Source organism: Cryobacterium sp. TMT2-14, assembly GCF_004402465.1.
Taxonomy (GTDB): Bacteria; Actinomycetota; Actinomycetes; order Actinomycetales; family Microbacteriaceae; genus Cryobacterium; species Cryobacterium sandaracinum.
In genome coordinates this window covers 242,083-260,218 of sequence record NZ_SOFV01000009.1, presented here as the reverse complement: position 1 = coordinate 260,218, position 18,136 = coordinate 242,083, and the positions used below count along the sequence as shown (strand labels likewise).

Genomic DNA, 18,136 nt, shown 5'->3' with positions numbered 1-18,136 from the left:
CGCTCCAGTCCCTGCTCCAGTCAGCACGCGTCAGAGCGGCCAAGTCGTGTTCGTCACGGCCGTAGCGCTCATGATCGTGGCCGTGCTGCTCGCCGGTCCGGTCCCGATCTGGCTTGCCACCGCCGACTGGCCGGCCCGCTCCCCCGCGGTCGCCCTGGTGTTGTGGCAGGCCATCGCCCTGGCCGGCGGGCTCTCGATGATCGGCTCGCTGCTCAGCTTCGGGTTGATCCCGTTCGGCGAGAACCTGTTCGAGGGCATCCGCTCGCTGGTGGGCCATCTCGTCACCGGCACATTGCCGGCCGGCACGTCGTTCGGCTCGGTGCTCCTGCTGTGCGCGGCGCTGATCCTCGGCAGCCATCTGCTGCTCAACCTCGCCGCGACCTTTTCCCGCGCGGGGCGCCAGCACCGCAGGCACCGGCACCTGATCGGACTGCTCAGCGACCCTCTGCCGAGCCACTCCGGCACCCGTGTGATCGAACACGACGCCCCGGTCGCGTACTGCCTGCCTGGCGCGACCCGGTCGGCGACCGTGCTTTCCCGCGGCCTTCTGCAATTGCTGAATGCCGACCAATTGCGCGCAGTGATCGCACACGAGCGCGCCCACCTGTTGCAGCAGCACCACCTCGTGCTGCTCGCCTTCAAGTCCTGGCACAGCGCACTGCCGTGGTTCCCGATCGCGAACCGCGCCGAGAACGCGGTCGCCCTGCTGGTCGAGATGCTCGCCGACGACCAGGCCCGGCGGGTCGTCGACGACCGCACGCTGGCCACCGCGATCGCACTGGTCGGGTCGGCACACCAGGTGGACCCGCTGGGAACGGATGTCGAACTCGCCGACGGCCCGGACCATCCGTTCGACCTGGTGACACCCCGCGTTCGCCGCCTGATCACCCCGCTGGCGCCGCTGACGCCCTCCGCCGTGCTTTTCGTTGCAGCCGGCGCCGCCGCACTCCTGCTGCTGCCGACGCTGCTCCTGTCCCTCGCCTGAGCCCGGGCCTACCTGAGCACGCGCCTACCTGAGCACGCGCCTGCCCCAGCCCCAGCCCCAGCCCGGGCCTACCTCTGCCCCTGCCCCAGCCCCTAACGAATTCGACGGAGATTCTCGGCCCCAGAGCCTGTTTTGCTCCAAAACCGGCCCGTAGGCGCAGAATCTCCGTCGAATTGGTCAGGCAGCGCCTGTCAGCTGGTGCCTAGAAGAGGTTCGCCTGTTCGAGCCAAGCGGCCGCGATCTTCTCGGCCGAGAGCTGGTCGTTCACGCTCTCGGAGTTGAGGCCCACCAGGTCCTCGGCGGTCAGAGCGGCACTGACGGCGTTGAGCACGTCGGCGGCCTTCCCGCCGACCTTGTCGGACACGACGGGCACGACGTTGTCCGCGAAGAACAGGCCGTCCGGGTCGTCGAGGGCGACGAGGCTGTCCGACTTGATGTTCGGGCTGGCCGTGTAGACGTTCGTGATCTGGATGTCGTTGTCGACGAGAGCCTTGATCGTGAGCGGGCCGCCACCATCCTCAATGGGCGTGAAGCCGGCGATGGGGATGCCGTACTTCTCCGTCAGGGTCGTCGGTCCGTAGGGGCGGGTCTGAAGTTCGGACGGTCCGCCGACGGTGATCGGCTCGGTGACATCGGCGAGCGACGCGATGTCGGTCAGGCTGTACTTGTCGGCGAAGGCCTGCGTGACGGTCCAGGAGTTCTGGTCCGTGGCCGAGGCCATGTCGAGCACGCTCAGCCCCTCGGGCAGCTCGTCCTGCAGCTGCGCGTAGGTCTCGTCGGCGGTGCCGCCGGCGGCATCTGCATTCAGGGCCTGCAGCAGGCTGCCGCTGTACTCGGGGAAGACGTCGATGGCACCGGATTCGATCTCGGGCAGGTAGACCTCGCGCTGGCCGATCTTGAACTGGCGGTCGACCGTGAAGCCGTTCCCCTCCAACGCCAGAGCGTAGATTTCGGCGATGATCTCGTTCGAGTAGTAGTCCTGCGAACCGACGACCAGGGTGGCGGACCCCTCGTCGGCGTTACTTCCGCTGTCCAGCGGGTCACCGGACGCACACCCTGCAAGGGCTACGACGGCCCCAACCGCGACCGCGGCGACCGCCGCGAGCCGGCCTCTGTGAGCTGTGAACATTAGTGGGTTCCTTTCGTGATGGCGGGATCAATCCCCGGGACAGGTCGGGCTGACCTGGCACGGTCGACTGGGGGACGTTGGGACGCGACGCCTCTGGGAACAACAAGTCGCTGAACAACAGTGAATATTCCCTCGAGGACGAGGGCGAGCAGGATCACGAGCAGTGACCCGCCCAGCATCTCCGCGTAGTCGCGGGTTTTCAACCCGGCGAACAGGAACCGGCCGAGGCCGACATCTGCCACGTAGGCAGCCAGGGTCGCCGTGGCGACGACCTGCAGGGTGGCCGAACGGATGCCCGCGATCAGCAGCGGCAACCCCAACGGGATCTCGACCGTGCCCACGATCTGGCTCTCCGACATCCCGACCGACCGGGCGGAGTCGATGACGGACCGGTCAATGGCCTCGAACCCGGCGTAGGCGCCCGCGAGGATCGGCGGGATCGCCAGGACCGTGAGCGCGACGTACGGCGCACCGAGCCCAATCCCGACCCACAGCGCGACCAGTGTCAACAGGCCGAGGGTCGGAATGGCCCGCAGCCCGCCGGAGGTGGCTACAGCGAGGCTGCGTCCCCGACCCGTATGCCCGATCAGGAAACCGACCGGAATCGCGATCACGGAGGCCATCAGGACCGCCACGAGGGTGAACACCAAGTGTTCGATCGTCCGCGCCGGAATGCCGCCCGGCCCGGCGAAATTGGCCGGGTCGAGGATCCAGTTCACCGCGTCAACGAACAGGTTCATGCGGATGCCTCTGCGATCCGGGCGACCCGGACGGCCCTCCGGTCGGTCGCCGCCAGGCGGGTCCAGGGCAGCAGAACCCGCCCGAGCAGCACGAGGGCGCCGTCCAGCAGCAGCGCCAGCGCCACGGTCAGCACGATCCCGGCGATGATTTCGGCCTGGATACCGCGCTGGAAGCCATCCGTGAACAGGCTGCCGAGGCTCTGCGCGCCGATCACGGCCCCCACCGTGGCGAGGCTGACCGTGCTGACGGCCACGACCCGCAGGCCGGCCAGGAGCACCGGCCCGGCCAGCGGCAGCTCAACCTGCCAGAAGATGCTCCAGCCGGAATACCCCACGGCGACAGCGGACTGGCGTACATCCTTGTCCACGGATGCCAGCCCGTCGGCCACCACGCGTACCATCAGCGCGACGCCGTAGATCGTCAGGGCGATGACCAGGTTGAGCGGCGAGCGAAGGCTGGTGCCGACAATGGCCGGGATCACGAAGAACAGCGGCAGGGACGGGATGGCGTAGAGCAGCCCACTGGCCGTCAGGATCACGCCGCGGCCGGCACGGTACCGGTTCGCGAGCCAGCCCAGCGGCACGGCGATCAGGAAGCTGAGAAGGATCGGCGGCACGCTGAGGATCAGGTGGTCCAGGGTGCGATCCCAGAGCAGGTCGAGATTCGACCAGAACCAGGTCACCGCGGAGCCTGGGGATCCGGGGAGTGCGCGGTCTGCCGCGGCTCCACGAGCACACCGGCCAGGCGGCCCTCACTGTCGAGCAGCAGGTCGGAGTCGCCGCGGCGTTCCAGATGCAGGGCACGCTTGCCGCGATCCGCTCCGACGAAGCTGGCCACGAAGTCGTCGGCCGGGTTCGCCAGGATCTCGGCTGGCGCCCCCACCTGGGCGATCCGTCCGCCGTCACGCAGGATGACGACCTGGTCACCGAGGAGGAACGCCTCCTCGATATCGTGGGTGACGAACACGACCGTTTTGCCGAGCTCGCTCTGCAGCCGGATCAGTTCTTGCTGGAGCTCGGCCCTCACGATCGGGTCGACGGCGCCGAACGGCTCGTCCATCAGCAGAATGTTTGGGTTGACAGCGAGCCCGCGCGCCACCCCGACCCGCTGCTGCTGCCCGCCGGAGAGCTGGCTGGGGTACCGGTCCGCCAGGGTCTGGTCCAGGCCCACCGTGTCGAGCAGGGTGAGGGCCTCGGCGCGGGCCTTCTTTCTCGGCACCCCGCGCAGCAGCGGAACAGTCGCGACGTTGTCGATCACCGTGCGGTGCGGGAGCAGGCCGGAGTCCTGCATCACATAGCCGATGCCGCGCCGCAGCGGCACCGGCTCGAGCTGGGCGATGTCGGCCCCGTCGATCTCGATCGTGCCGCTGCTCGGGTCGACCATCCGGTTGATCATGCGCAGCAGGGTGGTTTTGCCCGAGCCGGAGGAGCCGACGAGCACCGTCGTCTGGCGCGACGGGAGGGTCAGGCTGAAATCGTCGACGGCGAGTGTGCCGTCCGGGAACTGCTTGCTCACCGAGCGGAACTCGATCATGGAAATGGCTCATTTCTCGACCGAAGTCGACACAACACGGGAAGCACGTATACCACCCAACCATCACACGGCGCCGCGAGCCACCGGATCGCGGAATTCCTAGCGAACGCTCGGCCCGTAGTATCCGGCGAGGTAGTCATGCGTGACCACGCGGCACTCTTCGATGAACCGCTCATCGCCCTGCGGGTCGGAGCGGAACGCCCGCGACAGAATCGAGTCGCCCATCTCAACGGCGACCTCAAGCCGGAAGATCAGTTCGTCGCCGCCCTCGAGGCCGAACTCCTCGACCAGCATGCCGGCCACCCGGCGGGCGAAGTAACCCGTGTCGGGGTCTACGACGACAGGCACACCCTGCCGGTCGTCGAAATGCATGATGCGAAACCCCGGCTCAGAGCGGTACAGGTCGACGAAGGCCGTGATGGCCACGTCGACGGCCTCCCACCAGCCCTGGGGAGCGTTCGTCTTCAGCTGCTCCGCAACCCGGCTCCGGAATCGCAGCACCGCGCGCTCGCGCAGAGCCTGCAGCACCGCGACGCGATCGGGGTAGTACCGGTACACGGTCCCGATCGACGCGCCCGCGCGCTCGGCCACCATCGCGGTCGTGATGCGGTCGAAGCCGACCTCGTCCACGACGACGGCGGCGGCGTCGAGCAGACCGGACAGTCGTGCCGTGCTGCGCTGTTGGATCGGCTCGGTGCGGGCCTGCTGGGCCGGCACAAAAGGATCCCCACCAAAAAGGTCACTGAGTGACACTTGTCCTCCTTGAGACTAAGTCACTAATACTAGGCGGCAATGTCCCCCTCGTTGTGACGTGACAGCGTGTCTCGCCCGATTGGGCAGGAATAACCTTCGGCTCTCCGGGCGACCCGACTTCGATGCCGGGTAGCGTCATGCGCGTGCCAGACTAGGGACGTGCCGACATATCCTCGAATCCCGCCCACGGGCACGCCAGCGAAGATGATGCATCGCGCAGCCCGCATCGAGGACTGGCTGCACTTCAAGCGCGAACGCCACGCCCGCAAACGCGGCTACCTGCCCACGGTCATCCCCTATGCCGGCTACGGCACGACCGAGTGGGTGCGCATTCTGTGCCGGGTGCTTCTGGCCAAACCGGCCAAGCCCGGCTCCAAGCTGGCACGGCGCCACTGGCACGCCGACCGCCGCGAGGCCGGAATTCGCGGCTGGCACAGCTTCACGAGCGTTCCGGTCAACGATGTGACGGTGACCATCGAGATCAACGGTTTCTCCCACCGGGTGCAGGCCGACCGCGGGGGCGTGGTCGACACCGTCATTCCGGTCACGCTCACCCCGGGCTGGCAGATGGCCCGGCTGCACACCGACGACACGGCCGCGCCGGTCGAGGCCCCGCTCTTCATCGTGGCCCCGACGGTACGCCGCGGGATCCTGTCCGACGTCGATGACACGGTCATGGTGACCACCCTTCCCCGCCCGCTGCTCGCCGCCTGGAACACCTTCGTGCTCGACGAGCACGCCCGAGTTCCCACGCCGGGCATGGCGGTCCTCCTCGACCGCCTCGCCGCGGTCAACGAGGGTGCCCCGATGATCTACCTGTCGACCGGGGCCTGGAACGTCGCCCCGACCCTGACCCGGTTCCTGAACCGCAACCTGTACCCGTCGGGGGCTCTCCTGCTCACCGACTGGGGTCCGACCCACGACCGCTGGTTCCGGAGCGGCCAGGACCACAAGAGGGCCAACCTGCGCCGTCTGGCCCAGGAATTCCCGGAGATCCGCTGGATCCTGTTCGGCGACGACGGCCAGCACGATGAGGCCATCTACAGCGAGTTCCAGCGAGACTTCCCCGACAATGTCGAGGCCGTCGCGATCCGCCAGCTCTCCCCCAGCCAGGCCGTTCTGGCCGGTCGCCGGGCGAAGGATGCCGCGCCCGCGCCCCGCGATCCCCGCTGGGTGTACGGGCCGGACGGCTCGGCCCTGGCCCGGCAGCTCGCGGACCGCGGTCTGATCTAGGCGCGACGGCGTGTTGCGGGCTCGACGGCCTGTCTCAGTTCTCTACAGTTCTGCGGCGAGGATGCGGTCGAGGCCACGGTTGATCTGGCGAGCCCAGAGCGGCCCTCGATAGAGGAACCCGGTGTAGCCCTGAACGAGCGTCGCGCCCGCGGCGAGGCGCTCGGCCACGTGTTCCGCGGTCTCCACGCCGCCGACCGAGATCACGCACAGCTCGCGGGGCACAGCGGCCCGGATCACGCGCAGCACGGCCAGGGACCGCGCCTGGAGCGGGGCACCGGAGAGACCGCCGGCGCCGGCAGCCTCGACGGTTGCGGCATCCGTTTTCAGTCCGGCGCGGGAAATCGTGGTGTTCGTGGCGATGATGCCGTCGAGACCCAGCTCCACCACGAGTTCGGAGATTCGGGTCACTTCAGCATCGGCGAGGTCGGGGGCGATTTTTACCAGCAGGGGCGTGGCGCCGGCCTCGGTCTTGACCGCCCGAAGCAGCGGGGCGAGCCGGTCGAGTTCCTGCAGTCCGCGTAGCCCGGGCGTGTTGGGCGAGCTGACGTTCACGACGAGGTAGTCGGCCAGGGGCGCGAGCAGCGCGGCGCTGACCAGGTAGTCGGCGGTGGCGTCCTCGACCGCGGTGACGCGGCTCTTGCCGATGTTGATGCCGAGGACCGGGCGACCGGCAGCGGTGCGAACGTGCGCGAGGCGCACCCGGGCGGCGCGGGCACCGGCGTTGTTGAAGCCCATCCGGTTGACGACCGCGCGGTCGGGGATCAGGCGGAACAGGCGCGGTTTCGGGTTTCCGGGCTGAGGAACGGCGGTGATGGTGCCGACCTCCACGTGCCCGAACCCGAGCTGGCCGAGCCCGAGCACGGCTTCACCGTCTTTGTCGAAGCCGGCGGCCACGCCGAACGGCGACTGGAATCGCAGACCCAGGGTTTGGACACCGAGGTCGGTGCGCGGGCGCGTGAAGCGGTGCACGACCCGGCCGACACCGAACGCGGGCAGCGCCCGGATCACGGTGAAGGCGAGGTGGTGGGCTCGTTCGGGGTCGAGGCGGGTCAGGAACAGCGAGAAGATCAGCGGGTACACGGCGCCGCCTACGACTCGGACGGGTGTGCGGCGCCCGCGCCGCTGCCCTGCTCGGGGCGGGAGCCGTGTTCGGTGCGGGATCCGTGTTCGGTGCGCAGCCGGGCGATCGCGGTCTCGAAATCCTCGAGCGAATCGAATGCCTGGTAGACACTCGCGAAGCGGAGATAGGCCACCTCATCAAGTTCGCGCAGCGGCGGCAGGATCGCGAGGCCGACCTCGTTCGCCTTCACCTGCGACGCGCCGGTCTGCCGGATGGTCTCCTCCACCCGCTGGGCAAGCATGGCCAGGTCGGAATCCGTTACCGGACGACCTTGGCAGGCCTTGCGCACGCCGGCCACGATCTTGTCGCGACTGAACGGCTCGACGACCCCGCTGCGCTTGACGATGTTCAGGCTGGCGGTCTCGGTGGTACTGAACCTCCGGCCGCATTCAGGGCACTGTCGACGCCGGCGAATGGAAAGTCCGTCGTCGCTCGTGCGCGAGTCGATGACTCGGGAGTCCGGGTGGCGGCAGAACGGGCAGAACATCGTGTGACCAGCTTACAGCGCCGTCGTGAAACGGGCCGTGACGGCGTCGCCGTGCGCGGGCAGCGCCTCCGCCGTGGACAGGGCCGCGATGTGGTCCGCGACCTCGCGCAGTGCCTCCCGGCTGTACGTGACGACCTGCTGGGGCCTCAGGAAGGTGTAGGCGCCGAGTCCGGAGGAGAACCGGGCCTGCCCTCCCGTCGGCAGCACGTGGTTCGAGCCGGCCACGTAGTCGCCGAGGCTCACGGGCGAATGAGGGCCGAGGAAGATGGCGCCGGCGTTCTCGATCAGCGCGAGCACGGCATCAGGGTCGCTCGTCTGGATCTCGAGGTGCTCGGGACCGAACGCGTTGCTGAACGCGGCCGCGGCGTCGAGGTCGTCCACGAGCACGATCCCCGACTGGCGCCCGTTCAGGGACGCGGTGACACGGATGCTGTGGGTCGTGCTCTGCATCAGGTCGACCAGGTGCAGATTGACGGCGTCGGCGAGCTCGGCCGAATCGGTGACCAGCATGGCGGCGGCCAGCTCGTCGTGCTCGGCCTGGCTGACCAGGTCGGCCGCGACGATGCGGGGGTCGGCGGTCTCATCCGCGATGACCAGAATGTCGGTAGGGCCGGCCTCGGAGTCGATGCCGGTCACCCCGCGCACGAGCCGCTTGGCGGCGGCCACATAGACGTTGCCGGGGCCGGTGACGAGCTGCACCGGGTCCAGGCCGAGCCCCGGAACGCCGTAGGCGAAGGCGCCGACCGCGCCGGCCCCGCCCATGGCGTAGATTTCGTCGATGCCGAGCAGGCTCGCCACGGCGAGGATGGTGGGGTGCACGCGTCCGTCGAAGTCGCTCTGCGGCGGCGACGCCAGCGCGATCGAGGAGACGCCGGCGATCTGAGCCGGAACCACGTTCATCACGACGCTCGACGGGTAGACGGCCTTGCCGCCGGGAACGTACAGGCCGACCCGGTTGATCGGCTGCCAGCGCTGCGTGATGGTGGCGCCGTCTGCGATCGTGGTGGTCACCTGCGGCGGCACTTGGGCCGCGCTGGCGATGCGCACGCGACGGATGGTCTCCTCGATGGCCGTGCGCACCGTCGGGTCGAGCCCGGCCAGTGCCTCGGTGACGTGGGACGCAGGAACCCGCACATGGGACGGACGCACCCGGTCGAGGCGTTCCGCCTGGTCGCGGAGGGCATCCTCGCCTCTGGCCCGCACATCGTTGATTAATTCGGCTGCGACGTCGCTGGCCGCGGTCACGTCGGTGAGCGCACGCGGGACGGCTGCAAGCAATTCCGCCGGAGTGGGCCGGGTCCCTCGGAGGTCAATAGTCTGGATCATCGCGTTCCAGCCTAGCCATCAACTCCCGTGCACCGGGAATAGGCTCAATGGCGAGGAGATTGATTCAGTCACATGAGCGACACCGAAGTACCCCAGCCCGCCACCGTACCGCTGGCCGAAGATCCCAATGCACCGTTGGACCTGGCCGCCTTCAAACATTCCTTCCGGCGTCACGCCGCCGGTGTCGCGGTGATCACCGCGCTGCGCCCGGACGGCGCCCCGGTGGGATTCACCGCCACCTCGCTGGCGTCGCTGTCGTCGGTTCCGCCGCTGGCCACCTTCAACATGGCCCGGTCAGCCAGCACCTGGCCGGCGATCGCCGAGAGCGACCGGGTCGTCATCCACATCCTCGGGGCGCACAATCGTGCCGTCGCCGAGGTGATGTCGGGTCCCGCGAACCAGCGCTTCATCGGCGACCACTGGCAGCCCGGACCCCACGGCCTGCCTGTGCTGAAGGGCGTCACCTCGTGGATGGTCGGGCGAATCATCGAACGCACACTGGTGCACAACAGCGCCGTCGTGGTCGTGAAGATCGAGGAAGGCGGCATGGGCGAGAACGACGAGGCCCTGCTGTACTACGAGCGCACCTACCGCGTGCCCGGCGCCCCGGCCTAGCCCCTGGACGGGGCTGCGCCGGCCTCGTCGCGACGCCGGCGCCGCTCGGCCTCGGCAACGGCGGCCTCCTCCGGTGTGGGCGCGGTGCCGCCCAGGTGCCGCGGCTGCCACCACTGGCCGGCGCCGTCCACCGGATAGGCTTTCTGTAGTTTGTCGACGAGACCCTGCAGTGTGTCGTGGAGTGCCAGCGTCATCGGCTGCGTGCCCTCCCCCGCCGCGACCGTGAACGGCTCGCCGACGGCGAAGCGGATGGGCACGTCGAACAGCTCGCGCAGGGCCGGCTTGTGGTTCTTCGTGAGCACGCGGTGCCCGCCCCAGACCGCGATCGGGATCACGGGGACCCCGGCCTCGGCGGCCATCCGGATGGCACCCGACTTCAACTCGCGTACGGTGAAGGAGGCGTTCACGCCGCCTTCCGGAAACACGCCGAGCAGTTCGCCCGCCCGCAGCGCGGTCACGGCTTGGCCGTAAGCCTCCGCCCCTGCCTTCATGTCGACCGAGATATGACGCATGCCGCGCAGCAGCACGCCCACGAGCTTCTGGTCGAACGCGCCCTTCTTGGCCATAAAACGGATGTGACGTCGGTTCTTTTGCCACAGCATCCACTCGACCAGGGCGAAGTCCATGTAGCCGAAGTGGGTGATCGCCAGCACCGCCCCCCCGGTGTCCGGAAGATTCTTCAGACCGGTCACGGATGGCTTCAGCCGCAGCAGGCCGAACACGGCCCGCCCGGCCAGAATCGCCGTGGTGTACAGAGGTTCCCGAGTGCCTGTGCTCATACCTCAAGGCTACGACCCGCGTGCGGGTTTCCGCGTCCGTCCCACGAGCCTTTCGGGACCCGGCTCGCACTCGCGGCGCACCCGTAAACGTGGGCGCTCGTTCTAACGCTCGCCCGCTCCAGAACCTGCGCCGCGAACTTCCACCCCCGTCTGTGTCGTCGGTTATGGAGCTTGCACACAGCCTCGACCGCACTGACACTGGAATCATCCACGGCGGAACCGCAGCAACCGGCCTTGAAGCTGGTTGACTCGACCAGGCGACGACCACCGAGACCACGTGGGCAACCCGGCCACCAGAGGGAGACACGATGAGCACTGACCTGAGCAGCGCCGCGAGCACGAGGATGCCCGCGCCGCACGTGGCCGACAGCCACGACCGGATCCGGGTGCGGGGCGCGCGCGTGAACAACCTCAGGGATGTCAGCCTCGACATCCCGAAGCGGCGGCTGACGGTGTTCACCGGCGTTTCCGGCTCGGGCAAGAGCTCACTGGTGTTCGGCACGATCGCCGCCGAGTCGCAGCGGCTGATCAACGAGACCTACAGTGCGTTCGTGCAGGGATTCATGCCGGACCTGGCGCGCCCCGAGGTGGACGTGTTGGATGGTCTGACCACGGCCATCATCGTCGACCAGGAGCGAATGGGGGCCAACTCCCGTTCCACGGTCGGGACCGCCACCGACGCCAACGCGCTACTGCGCATCCTTTTCAGCCGGCTCGGTCAGCCCCACATCGGATCGCCCCAGGCGTTCTCGTTCAACGTCGCCTCGATCAGTGGGGCCGGGGCGGTGACGCTCGAGCGCGGCGGGAAGACCGTGAAGGAGCGGCGCAGCTTCAGCATCACCGGCGGCATGTGCCCGCGCTGCGAGGGCATGGGCACCGTCAACGACATCGATCGTTCCGCGCTATACGTCGATTCCAAGTCGCTCAACGAGGGCGCGCTCACGATCCCGGGCTACACGATGGACGGCTGGTACGGCCGCATCTTCCGCGGCTGCGGCTGGTTCGACCCGGACAAGCCAATTCATCGGTACAGCACGAAGGAACTGGACGACCTGCTCTACAAGGAGCCGACCAAGATCAAGGTCGACGGGATCAACCTGACGTATCAGGGCCTCATCCCGCAGATTCAGAAGTCGTTCCTGTCCAAGGATGTCGCCGCTTTGCAGCCGCATATCCGCGCGTTCGTGGAGCGCGCGGTCACGTTCGCCACCTGCCCCGAGTGCGGCGGCACCCGCCTCAGCGAGGCGGCTCGCTCGTCGAAGATCTCCGGAGTGAGCGTCGCCGACGCCTGTTCCTGGCAGATCAGCGACCTGGCCGGGTGGGTTCGCGGCCAGAGTGAGCCGTCGGTGGCCCCGCTCACGCAGGCGTTGCGCCAGATCCTCGACTCGTTCGTGGAGATCGGGTTGGGTTACCTTTCGCTCGACCGGCCGGCCGGTACTTTGTCGGGCGGGGAGGCCCAGCGCACCAAGATGATCCGGCACCTGGGCTCCTCACTCACCGACGTCACCTACGTCTTCGACGAGCCCACCATCGGGCTGCATCCCCATGACATCGAGCGCATGAACACACTGCTGCTGCAGCTGCGGGACAAGGGCAACACGGTGCTCGTCGTGGAGCATAAGCCGGAGGCGATCGTGATCGCCGACCACGTCGTCGATCTCGGACCCGGCGCCGGCGCGGCGGGCGGCACCGTCTGCTTCGAGGGCACCGTGGAGGGTCTCCGCACCAGCGGCACCCTCACCGGCCGCCACTTCGACTATCGCGCGGCACTCAAGCCCGCGGTGCGCGCCCCCACGGGCACGCTGGAGATTCGCGGCGCGACGAAGAACAACCTGAAGGAAGTGGACGTGGATATCCCGCTCGGCGTGCTCGTCGTGCTGACGGGGGTCGCGGGATCCGGAAAGAGCTCGCTCGTGCATGGGTCGATCCCCGCTGGCGCGGGCGTGGTGTCCATCGATCAGGGCGGCATCCGCGGTTCCCGCAGAAGCAATCCGGCGACGTACACGGGAATGCTCGACCCGATCCGAAAGGCCTTCGCGAAGGCCAACGGCGTGAAGCCCGCGCTGTTCAGCTCCAACTCCGAGGGTGCCTGCCCCAACTGCAACGGTGTCGGCGTCGTCTACACCGACCTGGCCATGATGGCGGGCGTCGCCACCACCTGCGAGGTCTGCGCGGGGAAGCGGTTCGAGGCATCCGTGCTGGAGTACCGCCTCGGCGGCCGCGATATCAGTGAGGTGTTCGCGATGTCGGTGACCGCGGCCCGGGAGTTCTTCGGCGCCGGTGCGGCGCGCACGCCGGCCGCCCACGCCATCCTGGGCGGGCTTGCCGACGTTGGGCTCGGCTATCTCAGCCTCGGCCAGCCGCTCACGACGCTCTCGGGGGGCGAGCGCCAGCGGCTCAAGCTGGCCACCCACCTGGCTGCGCAGGGCGGCGTCTACGTGCTCGACGAGCCGACCACCGGACTCCACCTCGCCGACGTCGAGCAGCTGCTCGGCCTGCTCGACCGAATCGTGGACTCCGGCAAGTCGGTCATCGTCGTCGAGCATCACCAGGCCGTGATGGCTCATGCCGACTGGATCATCGACCTCGGACCCGGCGCCGGTCACGACGGCGGCCGGATCGTCTTCGAGGGCTCACCGGCCGACCTGGTCGCCGACCGCTCCACCCTCACCGGCCAGCACCTCGCGGCCTACGTCGGTAGAGCCTGACGGCAGCGCGCCTCACGGTGCTGCCAGTCAGCTCTGTCCCGAACGAATTCGACGGAGATTGTGGCCGAATCGGCCCCATTCCACCCCGAGAAAGCGGTTTCACACGAGAATCTCCGTCGAATTGGTTCGACACCGGGCACTTCGCGTCACGGGTGAGGAACAGCGTCCACGGCGTGCCGTCAGCTCTGACTTGCCGAGGGCGACACCAGCGGTCGGCCAGGACTCGCTCCTTTAGGTCAGGCAGTTCGGCCCGAGCAGGCTCTTGAGCTCCCCGAACAGGTCGGCGCTGATCTTCACATGATGGGGCAGCTCGAACACTCGCGCCGTATGGCCCTTCACCAGCTTGATCCGCACCTCGGAGCTGCCGATGTGGCGGGTGATGACTTCGCCCAGCGCCGTCACAGTGTCGGTCGTGGCCCGGGATTCTGCCAGCGTGACGGTCAGCGTGCCGGTGTCCGAGGCCAAGCCGAGTTCGGGCGCGAAAATGCTGTACGCGTGCAGGTTCATGCCATCGTCGCGCAGGCTCACCCGGCCCCGCACGACCACGACCGAGTCGCTGACCAGGTCGGACGAGAACTCCTGATAGGCCTTGCCCATGAACATCACGGCGATCTCCCCACCGAAATCCTCGACCTGGATGATGCCGTATTGGTTGCCCGACTTCTTCGCGATCCGGTGCTGCACGCTGGTGATCAGCCCGGCGATGGTGACGGTGTCGGCATCCTGCGTCTGCTCCGATCCCACCAGGTCCACGATGGTCGTGCTGGCGTGCTTGGCCAGCGGGAGCTCTAGCCCGGCCAGCGGATGGTCGGAGACGTAGAGCCCGAGCATGTCGCGTTCGAGCGCGAGCTTCTCCTTCTTGCTCCATTCGGGACGGTCGGGAACCTGCTCGCTCTCTTGCGGGTCGTCGAAGAGGCTGTCGAAGTCGAAGCCGACCATGCCGTGCTGCTCGTCGCGCTTGATCTTGACGGCGGATTCGACCGCGGCTTCGTGGATCTCGAACATGGCCCGGCGGGTCGCGCCGAGCGAGTCGAATGCGCCGGCCTTGATCAAGGACTCGACCGTGCGCTTGTTCGCCACTGGGATCGGCACCTTGCGCAGGAAGTCGTGGAACGACTCGAACGCGCTCTTCTCGGTGCGGGCGGCGCGGATCGCGTCGACCACGTTGAATCCCACGTTGCGCACCGCGCCGAGCCCGAAACGGATGTCCGTGCCCACGGCCGCGAAGTACCCGATCGATTCATTCACGTCGGGCGGCAGAACCTGGATGCCCATCCGGCGGCACTCGTTCAGGTACAGCGCGAGCTTGTCGCGGGAGTCGCCGACGCTGGTCAGCAGCGCGGCCATGTACTCGGCCGGGTACTTCGCCTTGAGGTACGCGGTCCAGTACGAGAGCACCCCGTAGGCGGCCGAGTGCGCCTTGTTGAAGGCGTAATCGGAGAACGGCAGCAAAATGTCCCAGACGGTTTTCACCGCCTCCATGGAGTAGCCGTTGGCGACCATGCCGCCGGAGAAGCCCTCGAACTGCTTGTCCAGCTCCGACTTCTTCTTCTTGCCCATCGCGCGGCGCAGCAGATCGGCCTGGCCGAGAGAGAACCCGGCCAGCTTCTGCGCGATCGACATGACCTGCTCCTGGTACACGATCAGGCCGTAGGTGGTGCCGATGACGTCGGCCAGCGCCTCCTCGAGCTCCGGGTGGATCGGGATGATCTCCTGCTGGCCGGTCTTCCGCAGCGCGTAGTTGGTGTGTGAGTTGGCACCCATGGGGCCGGGCCGGTACAGCGCGATGACGGCCGAGATGTCTTCGAAATTGTCGGGTTTCATCAGGCGAAGCAGCGATCGCATGGGCCCGCCGTCGAGTTGGAACACCCCGAGGGTATCGCCACGGGCGAGCAGTTCGTAGGCGGCCGGGTCTTCGAGCCCCAACTCTTCGAGTACGGGCCGGTGCCCGCGGTTCACGGCGATGTTGTCGAGGGTGTCGTCGATGATGGTGAGGTTGCGCAATCCCAGGAAGTCCATCTTGATCAGGCCGAGGGCCTCAGAGGCCGGGTAGTCGAATTGGGTGACGACCTGGCCATCCGCTTCACGCTTCATGATCGGGATGATGTCGATCAGCGGGTCGGAGCTCATGATCACCCCGGCGGCGTGCACGCCCCACTGACGCTTGAGGTTCTCCAGGCCGAGGGCGGTGTCGAAGACGGTGCGGGCCTCGGGGTCGGACTCGATCACGGCGCGGAAATCGGCGGCCTCGCGGTAGCGCGCGTGGTCCTTGTCGAACATGCCGGTCAGGGGCACGTCCTTGCCCATGATCGCCGGCGGCATGGCCTTGGTGAGCTTGTCCCCCATACCGAAGGGGAAGCCGAGCACCCGGGACGCATCCTTGAGGGCCTGCTTGGCCTTGATCGTGCCGTAGGTGACGATCTGGGCGACGCGCTCCTCGCCGTACTTCTCGGTCACGTAGTGGATGACCTCGCCGCGGCGTCGCTCGTCGAAGTCCACGTCGAAGTCGGGCATGGAGACGCGGTCAGGGTTCAGGAACCGCTCGAAGATCAGCCCGTGCACGAGCGGGTCCAGATCGGTGATGCCCATGGCGTAGGCGACCATCGAACCGGCGCCCGACCCACGGCCGGGACCTACCCGGATGCCCTGCTGTCTGGCCCACATAATGAAGTCGGCCACGACGAGGAAGTAGCCGGGGAAGCCCATCTGGATGATGATGCCGATCTCATAGTCGGCTCGTTTGCGCACATCGTCCGGGATGCCGTTCGGGTAGCGCTTGGCCAGCCCGATCTCGTTCTCCTTGACGAACCAGCTCTCCTCGTTCTCCCCCTCCGGGCAGGGGAACCGGGGCATGTAGTTGGCCTTGGTGTTGAACTCCACCTGGCAGCGTTCCGCGATCAGCAGCGTGTTGTCGCAGGATTCCGGGTGCTCGCGGAAGAGATGCCGCATCTGCGCGGCGGTCTTCAGGTAGAACTCGTTCGAGTCGAACTTGAAGCGGTTCGGGTCGTCGAGGGTCGAGGCCGACTGCACGCAGAGCAGGGCCGCATGGGCGGTCGCGTCGTGGGCGTGGGTGTAGTGCAGGTCGTTGCTGGCCACGAGCGGCAGGTTGAGTTCGCCGGCGAGTTTGAGCAGGTCGGTCATGGTGCGGCGCTCGATGTCGATGCCGTGGTCCATGATCTCGCAGAAGAAGTTCTCCTTGCCGAAGATGTCCTGGAATTCCCCGGCCGCCTTCTTCGCCTCGTCGTACTGGCCGAGGCGCAGGCGGGTCTGCACTTCGCCGCCCACGCACCCGGTCGTGCCGATCAACCCGTCCGAGAACTCGGCGAGCAGTTCCCGGTCCATCCGGGGCTTGAAGTAGTACCCCTCCAGGCTGGCCTTGGACGACAGCCGGAACAGGTTGTGCATACCGGCCGTAGTCTCCGAGAGCAGCGTCATGTGCGTGTACGAACCGGCGCCACCGACGTCGTCACGGTTCTGACCGCTGGTTCCCCAGCGCACCCGGGTCTTGTCTCGTCGGTTGGTTCCGGGGGTGATGTACGCCTCGGTGCCGATGATCGGCTTGATGCCGGCCTCCGTCGCGGTTCGCCAGAAATCGAACGCACCGAACACGTTGCCGTGGTCGGTGATGGCGACCGCCGGCATCCCCTGCTCGATGGCCGCGTTGATCAGCGGTTTGACCCGCGCCGCGCCGTCGAGCATCGAGTACTCGCTATGCACGTGCAGGTGCACGAAGGAATCTGTCGATCCACCCGACTTATTCTGAGAGGACAAAACGGCTCCGAGGTGTTGTAATTGGGCGCTACGCGTCAGGCGTCGCGCAGCACGTCGAGGGCGTGCGCGAGGTCGGCCGGGTAGTCGGTGGTGAAGGTGACCCACTCCCGAGTGTCCGGGTGGTGGAACGCCAGCTGCTTGGCGTGCAGCCACTGGCGGGTCAGGCCGAGGCGCGCCGTGATCGAGGGATCCGCGCCGTACATGGCGTCACCCACGCACGGATGTCGCTGGGCGGCCATGTGCACCCGGATCTGATGTGTGCGCCCCGTCTCCAGGTGCACCTCCACCAGTGACGCCGAGGGGAAGGCCTCGAGCGTCTCGTAGTGCGTGACGGAATCCTTGCCGCCGGCGATGACCGCGAACTTCCAGTCCGACCGCGGGTGGCGCCCGATCGGCGCGTCGATCGTGCCCGTGCTCGGATCGGGGTGACCCTGAACGACGGAGTGGTAGATCTTCTCGACCTCGCGGTCGTGGAAGGCGCGCTTGAGCGCCGTGTACGCGGTCTCCGACTTGGCGACGACCATCAGACCGCTGGTACCCACGTCGAGGCGGTGCACGATCCCGGCCCGCTCGCTGGCCCCGGAGGTGGCGATGCGGTAGCCGGCCGCGGAGAGCGCGCCGACCACGGTGGGACCGGTCCAGCCCACACTCGGATGCGCGGCCACCCCGGACGGCTTGTTGATGACCACGATGCTCTCGTCGTCGTGCACGATCGTGAGATCCGGCACTGGGATGGGCACGATCGCCAGGGCCTCCTTGGGCTGCCAGGACACCTCCAGCCACGCACCGCCGTGCAACCGGTCGGATTTACCGGCCACGACCCCGTCCAACGTGACTCCGCCGGCCTCGCAGACTTCGGCCGCGAAGCTGCGCGAGAAGCCGAAGAGCTTGGCGATGCCGGCGTCGACGCGGACTCCGGCGAGTCCGTCCGGAAGAGGAAGGGAGCGTGTTTCCAT

General features: G+C 67.7%; 15 protein-coding genes. 4 read left to right on the top strand and 11 right to left on the bottom strand.

Annotated elements, in window-relative coordinates:
* Nucleotides 1-46: 46 nt before the first annotated feature.
* Entirely contained in the window at nucleotides 47-985 is a 939-nt protein-coding gene (locus E3O28_RS03750) for a M56 family metallopeptidase (protein WP_134415203.1), read from the top strand.
* A gap of 202 nt (nucleotides 986-1,187) precedes the next feature.
* Here the strand turns inward: E3O28_RS03750 and E3O28_RS03745 are convergent, their stop codons facing one another.
* From E3O28_RS03745 to E3O28_RS03725, 5 genes are all read right to left on the bottom strand, one after another.
* Nucleotides 1,188-2,114 carry an ABC transporter substrate-binding protein gene (locus tag E3O28_RS03745; RefSeq protein WP_104100017.1) on the bottom strand — a complete coding sequence of 309 codons (927 nt, stop codon included), beginning with the start codon at nucleotides 2,112-2,114 and terminating at the stop codon, nucleotides 1,188-1,190.
* The gene (locus E3O28_RS03740; RefSeq protein ID WP_104100018.1) at nucleotides 2,114-2,854 is read right to left on the bottom strand and encodes an ABC transporter permease; all 741 of its coding nucleotides are present in this window, start codon (nucleotides 2,852-2,854) and stop codon (nucleotides 2,114-2,116) included. The genes E3O28_RS03745 and E3O28_RS03740 overlap by 1 nt, the downstream gene beginning before the upstream one ends.
* Nucleotides 2,851-3,537: an ABC transporter permease gene (locus tag E3O28_RS03735; protein WP_104100019.1), complete on the bottom strand. Its 687-nt coding sequence runs from the start codon at nucleotides 3,535-3,537 to the stop codon at nucleotides 2,851-2,853. Before E3O28_RS03735 ends, E3O28_RS03740 begins: the two co-directional genes overlap by 4 nt.
* Nucleotides 3,534-4,388, bottom strand: coding sequence for an ATP-binding cassette domain-containing protein (locus tag E3O28_RS03730; RefSeq protein WP_104100020.1), 855 nt, complete (start codon nucleotides 4,386-4,388; stop codon nucleotides 3,534-3,536). Before E3O28_RS03730 ends, E3O28_RS03735 begins: the two co-directional genes overlap by 4 nt.
* A gap of 99 nt (nucleotides 4,389-4,487) precedes the next feature.
* Nucleotides 4,488-5,141 carry a TetR/AcrR family transcriptional regulator gene (locus E3O28_RS03725; RefSeq protein WP_104100021.1) on the bottom strand — a complete coding sequence of 218 codons (654 nt, stop codon included), beginning with the start codon at nucleotides 5,139-5,141 and terminating at the stop codon, nucleotides 4,488-4,490.
* A gap of 204 nt (nucleotides 5,142-5,345) precedes the next feature.
* Between E3O28_RS03725 and E3O28_RS03720 the strand changes: the two genes are divergently transcribed.
* Nucleotides 5,346-6,374, top strand: a complete 1,029-nt coding sequence (locus E3O28_RS03720; RefSeq protein ID WP_233191253.1) for a phosphatase domain-containing protein — start codon at nucleotides 5,346-5,348, stop codon at nucleotides 6,372-6,374.
* A 42-nt stretch (nucleotides 6,375-6,416) separates the two neighbouring features.
* Here E3O28_RS03720 and E3O28_RS03715 read toward each other — a convergent pair whose 3' ends face one another.
* The 3 genes from E3O28_RS03715 to hisD are packed head-to-tail and all read right to left on the bottom strand — an operon-like array spanning nucleotide 6,417 to nucleotide 9,307.
* On the bottom strand, nucleotides 6,417-7,454 hold the full coding sequence (locus E3O28_RS03715) for a quinone-dependent dihydroorotate dehydrogenase (RefSeq protein WP_104100022.1): 1,038 nt from the start codon (nucleotides 7,452-7,454) through the stop codon (nucleotides 6,417-6,419).
* 8 nt (nucleotides 7,455-7,462) lie between these two features.
* Nucleotides 7,463-7,981, bottom strand: a complete 519-nt coding sequence (gene nrdR / locus E3O28_RS03710) for a transcriptional regulator NrdR (RefSeq protein ID WP_104100023.1) — start codon at nucleotides 7,979-7,981, stop codon at nucleotides 7,463-7,465.
* Nucleotides 7,982-7,993: 12 nt separating this feature from the next.
* On the bottom strand, nucleotides 7,994-9,307 hold the full coding sequence (gene hisD, locus E3O28_RS03705) for a histidinol dehydrogenase (RefSeq protein ID WP_104100024.1): 1,314 nt from the start codon (nucleotides 9,305-9,307) through the stop codon (nucleotides 7,994-7,996).
* Between the two features lie 72 nt (nucleotides 9,308-9,379).
* Here hisD and E3O28_RS03700 point away from each other — a divergent pair, with 72 nt between their 5' ends.
* On the top strand, nucleotides 9,380-9,922 hold the full coding sequence (locus E3O28_RS03700) for a flavin reductase family protein (protein ID WP_104100025.1): 543 nt from the start codon (nucleotides 9,380-9,382) through the stop codon (nucleotides 9,920-9,922).
* Here the strand turns inward: E3O28_RS03700 and E3O28_RS03695 are convergent.
* Entirely contained in the window at nucleotides 9,919-10,701 is a 783-nt protein-coding gene (locus tag E3O28_RS03695; protein WP_134415202.1) for a lysophospholipid acyltransferase family protein, read from the bottom strand. The two genes, E3O28_RS03700 and E3O28_RS03695, sit on opposite strands and share 4 nt — an antisense overlap.
* Nucleotides 10,702-11,009: 308 nt before the next feature.
* On the opposite strand from E3O28_RS03695, the gene E3O28_RS03690 reads away from it, so the two are divergent.
* Nucleotides 11,010-13,409 carry an excinuclease ABC subunit UvrA gene (locus E3O28_RS03690; RefSeq protein ID WP_134415201.1) on the top strand — a complete coding sequence of 800 codons (2,400 nt, stop codon included), beginning with the start codon at nucleotides 11,010-11,012 and terminating at the stop codon, nucleotides 13,407-13,409.
* Nucleotides 13,410-13,640: 231 nt separating this feature from the next.
* On the opposite strand, the gene dnaE is transcribed toward E3O28_RS03690, so the two are convergent.
* A complete protein-coding gene (dnaE, locus tag E3O28_RS03685; protein WP_166784721.1) occupies nucleotides 13,641-17,180 on the bottom strand; it encodes a DNA polymerase III subunit alpha in 3,540 nt (1,179 codons plus the stop codon).
* A 35-nt stretch (nucleotides 17,181-17,215) separates the two neighbouring features.
* Nucleotides 17,216-18,136 (bottom strand): RluA family pseudouridine synthase, encoded by a 921-nt coding sequence (locus tag E3O28_RS03680; RefSeq protein WP_104099511.1) that lies wholly within the window; start codon nucleotides 18,134-18,136, stop codon nucleotides 17,216-17,218.

Coding starts and splice junctions, on each gene's coding strand:
- E3O28_RS03740 (WP_104100018.1), bottom strand. CDS start 2,854: ATGAACCTGTTCGTTGACGCGGTGAACTGGATCCTCGACCCGGCCAAT.
- E3O28_RS03700 (WP_104100025.1), top strand. CDS start 9,380: ATGAGCGACACCGAAGTACCCCAGCCCGCCACCGTACCGCTGGCCGAA.
- E3O28_RS03680 (WP_104099511.1), bottom strand. CDS start 18,136: ATGGAAACACGCTCCCTTCCTCTTCCGGACGGACTCGCCGGAGTCCGC.
- E3O28_RS03695 (WP_134415202.1), bottom strand. CDS start 10,701: ATGAGCACAGGCACTCGGGAACCTCTGTACACCACGGCGATTCTGGCC.
- E3O28_RS03720 (WP_233191253.1), top strand. CDS start 5,346: ATGATGCATCGCGCAGCCCGCATCGAGGACTGGCTGCACTTCAAGCGC.
- E3O28_RS03690 (WP_134415201.1), top strand. CDS start 11,010: ATGAGCACTGACCTGAGCAGCGCCGCGAGCACGAGGATGCCCGCGCCG.
- E3O28_RS03745 (WP_104100017.1), bottom strand. CDS start 2,114: ATGTTCACAGCTCACAGAGGCCGGCTCGCGGCGGTCGCCGCGGTCGCG.
- hisD (WP_104100024.1), bottom strand. CDS start 9,307: ATGATCCAGACTATTGACCTCCGAGGGACCCGGCCCACTCCGGCGGAA.
- nrdR (WP_104100023.1), bottom strand. CDS start 7,981: ATGTTCTGCCCGTTCTGCCGCCACCCGGACTCCCGAGTCATCGACTCG.
- E3O28_RS03730 (WP_104100020.1), bottom strand. CDS start 4,388: ATGATCGAGTTCCGCTCGGTGAGCAAGCAGTTCCCGGACGGCACACTC.